Source organism: Sphaerospermopsis sp. LEGE 00249 (assembly GCF_014299995.1).
GTDB classification, from domain to species: domain Bacteria; phylum Cyanobacteriota; class Cyanobacteriia; order Cyanobacteriales; family Nostocaceae; genus Sphaerospermopsis; species Sphaerospermopsis kisseleviana.
In genome coordinates this window covers 1-13,559 of the sequence record NZ_JACJUZ010000047.1, presented here as the reverse complement: position 1 = coordinate 13,559, position 13,559 = coordinate 1, and the positions used below count along the sequence as shown (strand labels likewise).

General features: G+C 40.4%; 10 protein-coding genes. 3 read left to right on the top strand and 7 right to left on the bottom strand.

The window, feature by feature from the left end; genetic code table 11:
• Nucleotides 1-281 precede the first annotated feature (281 nt).
• From H5968_RS16210 to topA, 6 genes are all read right to left on the bottom strand, one after another.
• Nucleotides 282-1,448, bottom strand: coding sequence for a hypothetical protein (locus tag H5968_RS16210; RefSeq protein ID WP_187040787.1), 1,167 nt, complete (start codon nt 1,446-1,448; stop codon nt 282-284).
• 285 nt (nt 1,449-1,733) lie between these two features.
• Entirely contained in the window at nt 1,734-4,385 is a 2,652-nt protein-coding gene (locus H5968_RS16205; RefSeq protein ID WP_187040766.1) for an HD family phosphohydrolase, read from the bottom strand.
• Between the two features lie 51 nt (nt 4,386-4,436).
• A complete protein-coding gene (locus H5968_RS16200; RefSeq protein ID WP_187040765.1) occupies nt 4,437-5,351 on the bottom strand; it encodes an ADP-ribosylglycohydrolase family protein in 915 nt (304 codons plus the stop codon).
• A gap of 69 nt (nt 5,352-5,420) precedes the next feature.
• The gene (aroQ, locus tag H5968_RS16195) at nt 5,421-5,870 is read right to left on the bottom strand and encodes a type II 3-dehydroquinate dehydratase (RefSeq protein WP_187040764.1); all 450 of its coding nucleotides are present in this window, start codon (nt 5,868-5,870) and stop codon (nt 5,421-5,423) included.
• 25 nt (nt 5,871-5,895) lie between these two features.
• Nucleotides 5,896-6,033 carry a hypothetical protein gene (locus H5968_RS16190; protein WP_187040763.1) on the bottom strand — a complete coding sequence of 46 codons (138 nt, stop codon included), beginning with the start codon at nt 6,031-6,033 and terminating at the stop codon, nt 5,896-5,898.
• Between the two features lie 225 nt (nt 6,034-6,258).
• Nucleotides 6,259-8,922 carry a type I DNA topoisomerase gene (gene topA / locus H5968_RS16185; protein WP_187040762.1) on the bottom strand — a complete coding sequence of 888 codons (2,664 nt, stop codon included), beginning with the start codon at nt 8,920-8,922 and terminating at the stop codon, nt 6,259-6,261.
• Nucleotides 8,923-9,416: 494 nt separating this feature from the next.
• Between topA and H5968_RS16180 the strand changes: the two genes are divergently transcribed.
• Both H5968_RS16180 and H5968_RS16175 read left to right on the top strand, forming a co-directional pair.
• A complete protein-coding gene (locus tag H5968_RS16180) occupies nt 9,417-9,713 on the top strand; it encodes an RNA-binding protein (RefSeq protein ID WP_187040761.1) in 297 nt (98 codons plus the stop codon).
• A gap of 272 nt (nt 9,714-9,985) precedes the next feature.
• On the top strand, nt 9,986-11,548 hold the full coding sequence (locus tag H5968_RS16175) for an NAD(P)H-quinone oxidoreductase subunit N (RefSeq protein WP_187040760.1): 1,563 nt from the start codon (nt 9,986-9,988) through the stop codon (nt 11,546-11,548).
• A 385-nt stretch (nt 11,549-11,933) separates the two neighbouring features.
• On the opposite strand, the gene H5968_RS16170 is transcribed toward H5968_RS16175, so the two are convergent.
• On the bottom strand, nt 11,934-12,188 hold the full coding sequence (locus H5968_RS16170; RefSeq protein ID WP_096570112.1) for a DUF6761 family protein: 255 nt from the start codon (nt 12,186-12,188) through the stop codon (nt 11,934-11,936).
• Between the two features lie 475 nt (nt 12,189-12,663).
• On the opposite strand from H5968_RS16170, the gene H5968_RS16165 reads away from it, so the two are divergent.
• A complete protein-coding gene (locus tag H5968_RS16165) occupies nt 12,664-13,434 on the top strand; it encodes a response regulator transcription factor (RefSeq protein WP_096570114.1) in 771 nt (256 codons plus the stop codon).
• The last annotated feature ends 125 nt before the right edge of the window (nt 13,435-13,559 follow it).

Genomic DNA, 13,559 nt, shown 5'->3' with positions numbered 1-13,559 from the left:
AGTTTCAGAGAGTTTTATGTGTGGCTGCGGTTATTTTGCCCGTGCGAGGAGATTTTGCTGTCATAGGATAGCTATTAAGGTAAATTCAACCTTTCTTAGATTACCTGTATTTGTACCGATAAACAATATAGATCCCTGACTTCTTAAAGAAGTCGGGGATCTAAGTATTGGGTATTATTTTTGTCAAATTACACCAGTGTTAATGACGGCAATTTATCAATGGACAATTGATGGTTTTTGATGGTTTTCTTCTTTCTTGCTGACGGCTGAATGCTTACACTTTAATATCTCAAAATTGCCGCCACTTTTGCCCCATTTGGCATTTCTTCTGATTCAAGAGTATAAACTTTGCCACCATTTAATAGTGTATGCACAGCCGCAAAATCTAACATATCTTGATCATCTGGTTCTGGTTCGGTGTGCAAATCCACAGTCGTATTTTCAGGGTCAAATTTTCCCCATTTCTGCTCATCTATAGATACTAATAAAGAATCAACTCGGTGATAAAAAGCCGCCGGAATAATTTCTTTAATATCACTAACAGCTTTTCCTGTTTCTTCACCAGCTAATTGTTCATAAAGTTCTATTGCTGCTTTTTTATTTTGTTGAAATGAAGGTGCAACAATTCGCCAAGCTTCATCATGTAATTGTTGTAAATTGAGAAGTTCTGGATTGCCATTAATGCTTTCGTCTAGGAAATAGGGATAGGTATTTGCCGCTTGGTAAATCGGGAATAAATATTCTACTCCTGCTAACACTAAGGGCGCTTTTTCATCCCTTAATTTTTCATGTAATGCTTCATCAACAGCGTAAAAAAATTGTAAAATATCATCTTCATGTTTCTCTCGATCAGGGCTACCTTGTCCATGAAATGAACCTGGATGTTGAGCAGCAGAGGTTCTTCCTCTGGGTGTACCAATTCTGTGCTGAACACCTTTTTGTAACTCGTCTTCTAGAAGAGTTTCTTCTAGACGATGTGGCATATTTTCTACTTCCACTTCTTTCAAACTATGCCCTGTACCTGCAAACAATTTTACATCTTTTTGACTCAAAGCCAAAACATAAAATTTTCCATCATTGTTAATAAAATGCAGTAATGGCTTGAGGTGAAATTGTTCATCAACTACAACTAATTCCGGAAATTCAATTGGTAAACAATAGTAGCGCAAGAAATTTTGGGAAATAAAAATTACTAATCCTTGATTTTGGTGTTCCCAAAAATCACCCCTATCTAATTCTCTAGCAGGTTGCAGAAAATCAAGAACTTCGGTATGTCTGATACCCATTGCTTCTAAACGTTCTTCTGCTGACCGCATTAAATTTCTGAAGCGAATAGGATTTTGGCGAATTTCTGCCCCTGCTTTTTGCGTAGGCATATATATAGATACAGATGGAGATTGGGGATTTTCTACTAATATTTTGAGTTCATCAATAGATAAAAATGCCATATTATTATTCATTCCACGTCAATAAGTAGGTTTTGAGAATGTATAGCAGGAGTCAGTCAGTAGGGGGAAACCCCCTGTGGTTGTCATCTTGTAGTGGGAGTTTCATTATTATCATTATCAATTGATGTCCTAACCATCCTGTCAACGGCTATATCTTTATTTCAACCTCTGACGCATTATTTCTGCATCTTTCTTTTGATAAGAAATTATCTGTTTTTTTTTATTTTTTATGTCTTTCTTTTGATAGATTTTTATTACCAATTATCAATTATCAATTATCAATTATCAATTATCATTACTAGCTTTTGACTTAGGATATGCAATCCGTTTATGATGAAATTGTTGCCAAACTTCCACAAAGATTAAAGCAATCTTTGACATTTCCTCTCTAGTCAAACCAGAATCTACTAATTGCCCTTCTTGCCATTTACCACGAATAATATTATTCAACATATTTAATGCTTGTTCTGCTGTGGCATCTTTCAAACTTCGCAACGCTGCTTCACAGGAATCCGCTAACATGACAATTCCTGTTTCTCTAGATTGAGGAATTGGTCCATCATAGCAAAAATCAGCTTTATCTACTATAATACTAGGGTTATCTTTAGCAATTTGTTGGGCTTGGTGATAAAAATAGGCGATCGCCATTGTTCCTTGATGTTCAGGAATAAAAGCTTGAATTGCAGTCGGTAAACTATGCTTTTTCGCCATCATTAAACCCTCAGTTACGTGCTTTTTAATAATTGCTGCACTTTTCCAAGGATCTTTAATTTCTGTTTCATGTTTATTTGGTCCACCCATTTGATTTTCAATAAATCCTAAAGGGTCGTGCATTTTGCCAATATCATGGTATAATGTACCAGCCCTAACCAATTCAACATTACAGCGTAGTTTTTTTGCGGCAGTTTCCGCCAAAGTGGCCACAAATAAAGTATGTTGGAAAGTTCCCGGAGTTTCCGTAGCCAGGCGCTTTAACAAAAGACGGTTAGGGTTAGCTAGTTCTGCCAAGCGGATGGGTGTAATTAAATCAAACAACTTTTCTAAATACGGACTTAAACCCAAGGCGATAATACTCCAAGCCAAACCAGATAAACCGAATAACAGCGCATCTTGCAGAACCGTATACCAAGCAGAAACGAATGCAGCACCAGCCAGTAAATTCAGGATTAAATAAATACTACCTTGAGTTAAAGCAATAACAATACCTAATAATGCCAATTCTTCGCGGGATTTGAACCTTTGAGCTAAATAACTACTTAAAATTCCGCCAGAAGCACCAGCTACCAGACCAATCTTACTAATTTCTATGCTGATTGGTAATATTAGCGACAATAAGCCCACAACTGTCACTCCCAAAGCAGCGCCGTAAAAGCTTCCTAACAATAAACCAATGGCGATCCAGGTAGCATAGGGTATACCAATTGCCAAGACACTAGGAATACTCAAAGTGAGTAATAATATCAACAGGCGATCGCTGGCTCGCAAATGACTACCAACCCGCCTTTCAGCCCAAACAAAAACACCTATAGCCGCACTCACCAAACTGGCTAAACCCATCAAACCCAGCCAATTCACCTCTCGGCGATTCAGGTGATAATAATCCAGGACATCAAATGTCCATTGTGTAATCTTTTCACCTTTCTTGACAATCACTTCTCCTCGTCTCACCTTTTTGATCACAGATGGAACTTGCTCTGCGGCCAGTTTTGCCTGTTGTTGGGTTTTTTCTGCATCTGTTTGCAGATTTGGTCGTAATACAACCAACAATACTTTAGTGGCTAAGGATTCTCCTTCACCTGGTACAGAAATTTGTACTTGTAGACTCACTGCATCCTGTAAGATACTAGGGGGTAATCCTGGAGCTATGCCTTGAGCAAGTATCCTTTCTGCACTTTGTCCGATTCCCGTTTTTGCTATTTTCCAGTCGTCATCTGACAGATCCAAAAACCCAGTTTGCCCATATACTGGTTTTTTTCGTTCCGCCTCCATCTGTAACAGTTTGGCAATAGCTTGACCATATTTTTCTCTCACTTGAGATATTTGGGCAAACAGTAAAGACAGATTTTTTTCTGAGTTAGTGACACTGTAAGCTTTTAGTTCTGCTAGTGTCTGGTCAAAATTATTTTTGCTAGTTTTGCTTTCCTTAGTAGTTGCATTTGTTGATAATGTTGATCCAGGACTAGGCACAGACCGAGAAAATTGATGTCTGTCTGCTGTCCTGAACTTAGGCATTGACTTATTTTCTTTTTGATGCTTTTCTAAAGCTTGTTTTAGCTGTTCCCATTCCGATTCTAAACAAGAACGAAGATATTGCTGGGTGGGAATAGGCAAGATAGAAACATCGAAAAAAGGAAAAGGTTCAGTGATATCACGAATTTCATCGCCATCTTCCAGCAGTTGGCGCAAATTTTCTTTAATTTGCTCATTTTTCTGGGTATTGATCATCAACACAGGGTGAGATTTTTCCTGTGCTGCTTTGCGTTCTGCTTCTGTTTGTTCTCGGTCTTCAATACTGGCAGAATAGGGAGCAATAAATGTTTGTGGGGCAAAAGTCCCGATTTTCATCTGGGGCTGGTTGTATAATTCATGACCTATAACACCTGTTAAAGATACCACAGCAATGAATAAAATCACCGTATAACGCTGTTGGTGTACCCAGTTGAAAACAACGGCATAAATACCATGATTACGTTTCCAGGATTTTGGTGTTGATTGAGGAGCTTTTCTACCTTGTAGATGTCCACCTTCTTCACTGGTAGGTAATAAATACAGCAGTAGATTTTTGATAATAGTCCTGAAAAGTTTTTGATGACGGCTTTGATTTTGGGAACTGCTCACCGAACCAAGCCACTTTCTTTTCCGGCATAACACTTTGTACTGTCGCCGCCATTGTCTCAATTGCTTGGCCAAGGACTGCAAAAATCGCTGCGTTTTCATTGTGAGTGATTTTTTGACAAATAAAACCCAATACCTTTTACTTTTGATTTTTCAACGCGGGCGAATTACACCAGGTGCTGCAAAAACGGAAAGTGAAGCCAATTCCCAATTTATCTGACATCCTTCTTTTGTCAACTCCTGGATATTTGGACTAATATTATACACACCTGACCAGACTGCTACAAGAGTATCAGCTAATTCTAACATCACATAACAGCTACTCATTCCCCATATTGGCTGATTAAAGTTGGATAATAGGACTTGCCAATTCACAGGAATCCCTTCTGTACTGTTATATGCCCCTGATAAAGCTCCTGCCAAAGCACAACACCAAGAGTTTTGCTCTCTTAAATTGCTCTTAGCTCGCAAAACTGTCAATCGGAAATCTTCTAAGGTACTTAAAAAGCAGTAAAAGGCTAAGGCAATATTGTTACTGAGTTTGTCTTGCTTACTAAATTCAGTTTGCGCTTGTGCTAATCCTGCTCCTTGCTCTAATAAAGTATTGACTTTTAATAAATTTTGTAGTAATAATGTTTTGCTTTCTCCCAAAAAATCCATCGTTTCGGGAATGAGTGTGACAGGATCAAGTTTTTCTGTCAGAGATTTGGCGATCGCATATCCTAAAACTAAAGCTGCATCTCTCACTACTGGGTTGGCATCCCAAATTTGTAATAATTGCAGCAGGTTATATTTAAGTTTAACAGTATCTTCGTGAAAAAAAATTGCTACTGGCAAGGTGGCTAAAATTATTTTTCCCCAAGCATCATCAGTATTTTCTACATCCAAGGATGCTTGTTTGTAACACTTTAACCAGTCTTCTGCATCTAATTTACCTAATTTAATTAAACTTTTACTACCCAGAACCGCAATTTCCCCTAAATCACTAACATTCTGAGTAGCTAAAATTTCTCCTAACAATGCTCCCAGGAAAATACCTCTAACCCGATTGACGAGAGAATAACGCATAATTGGTGACTGGTGACTGGTGATTGGTGATTGGGAAGATAAAAACAGAAATTCCGCTGCTGACTCCTGTTAATTTTTGAGTCTTAAATGATTCACCAATGCCTGTAAACCCAACAAATAACTTTGGACACCAAAGCCACTAATTTGGCCTATTACCACTGGGGCAATATAAGAATGATGACGAAAATCCTCTCGGCGGTAAATGTTGCTTAGATGTACCTCTACTGTGGGTAAATTTACAGCAGCGATCGCATCTCGTAAAGCTACACTCGTATGGGTATATGCCCCGGCATTAATCACAATTCCCTGGTGTTGTCCTAATGCTCCGTGAATGGCATCTAGCAAAACACCTTCATGATTGGACTGCAAAGGCGCAACTTTCGCCTCTAATTTTATAGCTTCTGCTGCTAACAGGCGGTTAATTTCCTCTAGGGTGAGAGAACCGTAAATATCCGGCTCTCGCTGTCCTAACAAGTTGAGGTTTGGACCGTGCAGCACTAAAATACTTAAAGGCAGCAAAGTTCACTCCAATATCTTCAGGTCATTAGCGACGACGGGAGCGTTCATTCACAGGAATCGGAATTAGTTCCGGTTCGGGTTCAGCTTCGGGACCCAGTAACGCTTCAACTAGCTTCCGCGCTAATTCTTTCAGCTTTTCCAGTACCTTGTCTATATAGTCCATTTAACTGAACGCTCCTGAGATACTACCTCAAATTTAACTAACAGAATCATAGAAACTGGCTATTTGTAGCTTTTTTCGTTTCTTATCAAGTTGATAGATTCCTGTGTTTCCAGACTTAAACCAAGTGAAAATTTGGTTTTGTGTCCTTCCTTACTTATTAGATTATCACAATGATCAGGGAATGGGTAAGAGGTAAAATTTCGTAATTTCCCATCCCTTTAGTCTCTAATTTGATGCTTGTTTTTTCTTGCTGCTACTGGTAGATGATTTAGTGGTAGTTGATTTAGTTTTAGCAGTAGTTGTTTTACTGGTTTTGCTAGTGGTTTTGCGTGTAGATTTAGTAGATGCTTTAGCTTGCAACAATTCTAATGCTTCTGACAGGGTAATATTTTCTACTGTCTTACCTTCCGGTAGACCTACATTAGTTTTGCCGTGCTTAATATAATGACCATAGGGACCTTCGTAAATATTTACAGGTGCATCATCATCGGGATGTATCCCCAATTCTCTTAAAGCGGCTTTAGATTTACTGCTGCTAGAACTGCGCCCCTTTTTTGGTTCTGCGAATAACTCTAATGCACGTTCCAGGGAAATTGTCAATACATCATCAGTTGCTTTTAAAGAACGGTAATCTTTACCTTCTTTACCCTGATCATGAACTACATAAGGTCCAAATCTTCCTAAACTAGCTTTAATTTTTGCCCCTGTTTGTGGATGTTCGCCCAAGAGTCGGGGGAGTGCCAACACACCCACAGCCATCTCTAAAGTCAGATTTTCTGGTGTGACTCCTTTGGGAAGGGAAGCTTGTTTAGGTTTGGGGTTTTCCTCGGTTTTGTCACCCAACTGTAAATAAGGTCCATAGGTGCCAATCTTCACATAAATTGGTTCACCTGTTTCGGGATGTCTTCCCACTTGATCAGGTCCTACTGTTTTTTGTCTGAGCAGGACTTCTACCTGTTTGGGATCTAAATCAGCGGGTGTGAGGTCTTTAGGAATGGAAGCTGTCACCACTCCATCACCATTATCTACTTCAATGTAAGGACCAAATTTACCAATGCGGACTTTTGCATCTAAGTTTTCTAATTCTACAGTTTTAGCTTTAGTGGGATCAATTTGATTTTCCTGTTCTTTCACCAAGGTTTCTAAACCTTGTTCTCCGAGATAAAATTTCTGGAGATAGGGTAGCCATTGAGCTTCACCTGTAGCAATATCATCCAGGGTTTGCTCCATTTTCGAGGTGAAGCCTGGGTCAACAATATCGGGGAAGTGTTTTTCTAGTAAGTCGGTGACAGCAAAGGCTGTAAAAGTAGGAATTAAAGCATTATTCACCAACTGAGCATAACCTTTGTCGATGATTGTACCAATAATGCTGGCGTAGGTACTAGGACGACCAATACCTTCACTTTCCAAGGTTTTTACCAAACTTGCTTCAGTATATCTAGCGGGGGGTTGGGTTTCATGTCCTATTGCTTCTAGTTCTGCACAGGTAGGATGATCGCCAACTTTCAGGGCTGGTAAAATTACCTCTTGGTCTTCTAATGCTGCTTCTGGATCATCGGACCCTTCGACGTAGGCGCGGAGATAACCAGGAAAATCTATCCGCTTACCAGAGGAACGAAAACCCGCATCTTCAACTTGCAATTGTACAGTAATTTGAGTTTGGCGAGAGTCAGCCATTTGTGAAGCAACGGTACGCTTCCAAATTAAATCATAAACTGCAAATTCTCGTCCGCTTAAACCAGTTTCTTGGGGAGTGCGGAAAGTGCTACCAGCAGGGCGGATGGCTTCGTGTGCTTCTTGTGCGCCTTTAGATTTGGTAGTGTATTGTCGGGGTTGGGGGCTGAGATATTCCTTACCGTACTTTTGTTCTACACAACTGCGAGCAGCGGCGATCGCCTGATCTGACAAATGCACCGAATCAGTCCGCATATAGGTAATATACCCTTGCTCGTACAAATTTTGAGCAATTCGCATTGTATCCCGTGCGGAAAGACGCAGTTTACGGTTAGATTCTTGTTGCAGTGTCGAAGTGGTAAAGGGTGGTGCGGGTTTACGAGTGACTGGACGTTCTTCCATATCGGCCACAGTCCAGGTTTTGCCCTGCCAACGCTCCTGAAGTGCTAAAGCTTGTTCCTCATTTAATAGCACCACATTGCGTCCAGCAGCTATTTGTCCGGTTGCGGGGTCAAAATCGCTACCTGTGGCAATTTTCGTGCCTCCCAGGGTAATTAATTGGGCGCTAAATGATGTTTTTTCATATAAGAGACTGGCTTTTAAATCCCAATATGTACCTTCATGAAAAGCTCGGCGTTGACGTTCCTTATTTACCAACAACCGCACCGCCACAGACTGCACTCGACCCGCAGAAAGTCCCCAGGCGATTTTTTTCCACAGCAAAGGTGATAGGGTATATCCGACCAGTCGATCTAAAATGCGTCTGGTTTCTTGGGCGCGAACTACTTGTTCATCAATTTCGCGGCATTGTTTTAAAGCTTTTTTAATCGCGTCCTGGGTAATTTCATGAAACACCATGCGCTTTGTCGGCACTTTGGGTTTCAGCAATTGGTATAAGTGCCAACTGATGCTTTCGCCTTCCCGGTCTTCGTCAGTTGCCAATATTAATTCATCGGCATTTTTTAGGGCATCTTTTAACTGGGTGACAACTTTCTTTTTATCTTTGGGGACAACATACACCGGTTCAAAGTCGGCTTCTATATTTACCCCAAGCTGCGCCCATTTTTCCCCTTTGACAGCAGCAGGAATTTCACTAGCTGACTGGGGTAGGTCACGGACGTGACCCATTGAAGCTTCTACCTGATAGTCTTTTGGCAGGTAGTTGCGAATGGTGCGAGCTTTGGTTGGAGATTCGACGATGACGAGAGTTGACATGGAAATTTCAAAAAAAAAGAATAGCTGTGAAGCTAAACAGTCAAGTTGAGATAATTTTGGCGAGATGTCAAGATCAAATATCACGCCTAAGCAGTGATTTTATCCTGACACAAATTGCCCCAAAAGGGGAAAATTGCTCTCAACTTCAGGTGCAGTGCTGCTTTGGAGATTTAAACAAGCAACTGCCAAAAATCAATTACCTGGTATTTCCATCTTTAACTTATCTGAGGCATAATTGGCGAATCAGTACCATCAATTCACCCCAGTCTGTTACAAACTTTATTGATTATCATAAGTGCTTGTGATATTTACCATATTTCATCATAAATAACCATAATAACCAGATTAAGCCTTGCCTATCTGGCAAATATGTTAGCATAGGGGAGAATTAGAGAAATAAATTCGACGATACGGTGCTTGCGGTTAGCAATAATTTCAAGTTCAAGCGGCTCGGCGGATAGACATCTCTGCATCAATGGATTCTGGAGAGTTTCATGTCAATCTACGTAGGGAACCTATCCTACAAGGTCACACAAGAAGACCTGAGTAAAGTATTTGCTGACTACGGTACTGTTAAACGAGTTCAGTTACCCACAGATCGGGAAACTGACCGTGTACGAGGCTTTGGTTTTGTAGAAATGGAAACCGCTGCCGAGGAAGAAGCAGCTATTCAAGCTTTAGACGGTGCTGAATGGATGGGGCGTGTAATGAAAGTTAATAAGGCTCGACCAAAAGAGGAGAAAGGTGGTCGTAGTGGTGGTAATTGGGGCAAAAATAGCGGTGGCTATTAACAGTTAACTGTTAACCGTTAACTGTTAACTGTTATATATTTATCACAATTTTGGCAGTTCAGTAGATTACTGGACTGTTTGTTTTTATTGGTTAGGACTGACATTTTTTTCTTTTTTTTACCGGGTAAGGGGAGAGGTTTTAAACCTGGAATAAAACAATTGTCAATTGTCAATTGTCAATTATCAATTGATAAATGCAATTTTGGTGAAGAACTATAGATAGAATGAACTCAGTTAGCCTTAATCTCTAATCACCAAAACCTATACATCTCATGGATTTTGCTAATATTGCATCCCAGTTGAATGCGGGAACTATTCTACCAGAGGGAATTGTGATTCTCACCCTCTTGGGGGTTTTGATTGTGGATTTGATTTTGGGGCGCACATCTTCTCGCTGGATCGGATATCTGGCGATCGCTGGTTTATTCGCCGCGATTGTCGCCCTATACTTTCAATGGGATTCTACCAATCCTATCGGTTTTACTGGTGGCTTTAACGCTGATGATTTGAGTATTGTCTTTCGCGGTATCATTGCTCTATCTGCCGCTGTCACCGTCTTGATGTCTATTCGCTATGTAGAGCAAAGTGGTACTGCTCTAGCCGAATTTATCGCTATTTTATTAACAGCTACCTTGGGAGGAATGTTTGTCTCCGGTGCTAGTGAGTTGGTGATGATTTTCATCTCCCTAGAAACCCTGAGTATTTCCTCTTATTTGTTAACAGGTTATACCAAGCGTGACCCCCGTTCTAATGAAGCGGCGCTGAAATACTTGTTAATTGGAGCTTCCAGCACAGCCGTATTTTTATACGGTGTATCATTGTTGTATGGTTTATCCGGTGGACAAACGGAACTGAGTGCGATCGCTAACGGTATCGCTACAGCAAATGTAGGTCAATCTCTAGGGTTAGTCATTGCTCTTGTTTTCGTTATTGCTGGTGTGGGTTTTAAAATCTCCGCTGCACCCTTCCACCAGTGGACACCAGACGTTTATGAAGGCGCTCCCACCCCAGTAATCGCTTTTCTATCCGTCGGTTCTAAAGCAGCCGGTTTTGCTTTAGCTATCCGCTTGTTAACCGTAGTTTTCCCCGTCGTTGCAGACGAGTGGAGATTTGTTTTCACCGCCCTGGCAGTCTTGAGTATGATTTTGGGTAACGTGGTTGCCCTGGCTCAAACCAGCATGAAACGGATGTTAGCTTATTCATCCATTGCCCAAGCTGGCTTTGTGATGATTGGCTTAATCGCTGGTACAGATGCAGGTTATTCCAGCATGATTTTTTACTTGCTAGTTTACCTGTTTATGAACCTGTGCGGTTTTATCTGCGTTATTCTCTTCTCCCTGCGGACAGGTACAGATCAAATTACCGAATATTCAGGTTTGTATCAAAAAGACCCACTGCTTACACTAGGTTTAAGTATTTCTCTCTTATCCTTGGGTGGTATTCCCCCATTAGCAGGGTTTTTCGGGAAGATTTACCTATTTTGGGCAGGTTGGCAAGCTGGCCTTTATTGGTTAGTATTGCTAGGTTTAGTGACTAGCGTTGTTTCCATTTATTACTACATTCGTGTAGTGAAAATGATGGTAGTCAAAGAACCACAAGAAATGTCTGACGTAGTGAAGAATTATCCTCAAGTACGTTGGAATTTACCTGGTTTTAGACCTTTACAAGTTGGGTTGATAGCAACTTTAATTGCTACAACTATATCCGGTATTTTGTCAAATCCTTTGTTTACTTTAGCTAATAATTCTGTTGCGAATACTCCGATTTTGCAAGCAGCAAAAGTTGCGAATACACAAGCAAGCGTAATTGTTACTGAGGCAGCAGAGAAATTGTAGTTTGATTAATGGGTGATGGGTGATTAACTCATTGCCCATTTTTTTAAGGAGTTCAGAAGTTCAGAATTATGATTGTTTAATTTTCTGACAAAAAAATTATAAAAATTAACTCGCATAAAATCTTCCTTGTCTACTTTCCCTCCTTGTCTTCCAGATCCTGCCTCAACAGATAATATTAAAAACCTACCCCTCTGATCCCCTACCCCCTGCCTCTTACCAAAAATCCCCTTAGCCGCATAATGCCAAGGGGATAAACTTTTTCAATACAGTCAATAAATTATTTACAACAAATATCATACCATCGGATACAGTTGACCAAGGCAAAAATTATGCTATGATCAGCGACGATAATGGAGGTAAGTAACTAAAAACCCTCTAGGGTGGTTTAGTAATATCCGTGCTGCCGCTCTGGTTCTGGTTGCACCATTGCAAAGTTTGAGCCATCGTATAAGTAACGGTTTGCTTCTTCCTCTAAACGGTGGATCAGATAGGGTTCTATAGCGTTACTTTGTCGCAGTGCGGCTAAAAATCCATCCAAATACATCCGCATATCATCCATACGATAACCGCGATTCCATAACTCGACGAAGGCGTCAGTCAGTTTTTGGTAATAGCGAATGGTTTGTGTGTCTTGGAGCATAACTGCTGTGTTAATCTCTAAAAAATGAGAATTGTATATGATTCACGCTTGAAAGAGAAGTATGACTTCCTTCTTTAGTATTAACCCAAAGTTAATATTTAGACGTTGGGTCAGACCCCCCAAAGCTGTAAGCATGAACAAATCCTATTTACAAAATTTGATTGTAGGATTGTTATCTAAAATTGTCCTTGTAACTTAGCCTCTCACTCAATAGATAGATTTTGCAGGTTTGTTTTTCCAGTTTACTATACTTTTTAAGTTGGATGGTCAAGCAAAGGAAATTTTGGTTAATTCTCAGACATAAGCACAAACAGAATCTTTATAACCACGTCCAAAATTAAATTTATCTAAATTTCTTGCAAGGTTTTCTTTGAGCAAATGTAAAGATAATATCAACTGAAGTAACAAAAACTACAAAACCTTGAGCCTGAGATTGTTAATTTGAAAATCATCGACGCTAAGGGGTCTTGCAACTGTGGGATCGGTTTGTATTGAAATTGTTGAGGGGAATCCCCATCTGAGGTCGTTGCTAGGTTGGCACTTGCAACAACTGGAATACAGAGTACATCAAGCCGCCAGTATTTATCAAGCAAGGGAAGTGTTTTTAAGCCATCAGCCAACCCTGGTTATTCTCGATGCGGACTTATCAGATGGTGACGGTATCGAATTTTGCCATTGGTTAAATCGTCAGGATCAGCCTTTAATTCTCATGTTATCTGCTCGCAATAATGAAGCGGATATTGTCGCCGGTTTAAAAGCGGGAGCAGATGATTATTTAAGCAAACCTTTTGGAATGCAGGAATTTTTGGCGCGGGTAGAAGCACTAATTCGCCGTAAACGCATACCAACTGCACCAGCTTATTTGGATTATGGCAGTTTACAAATTGATTTAGTACAGCGCCGAGTCCGTTTTCAAGGGGAATTTATTGATTTAACACCCCAGGAATTTAGTTTACTTTATGTTTTAGCCCAGGCGGGTGGAGTACCTTTGAGTAGGTCAGAGTTACTGCGTCGTGCTTGGCCAGATGCTATTGATAATCCCCGGACTATTGATACTCACGTTTTATCATTGCGGAAAAAGGTGGAACTTGATCCGCGTCAACCCAGTTTAATCCAAACCATTCGTAACGTTGGCTACAGATTTAACATGGAAATTTTAAACGCTACTGTTCCACCTGCACAACCTAAGTTAACGAAAGAGAGATTTACCAATCCGCGTTCTACCCTTGCAACTCAAAGCACTTGATGGGGACTGGTGACTGGTGACTGGGGACTGGTGACTGGTGACTGGGGACAGTTGATAGTTGCTAGGAAAGCGTCTTTAAAAATTACCAATTACCAATTACCAATTACCAATTACCTAAAATAGCT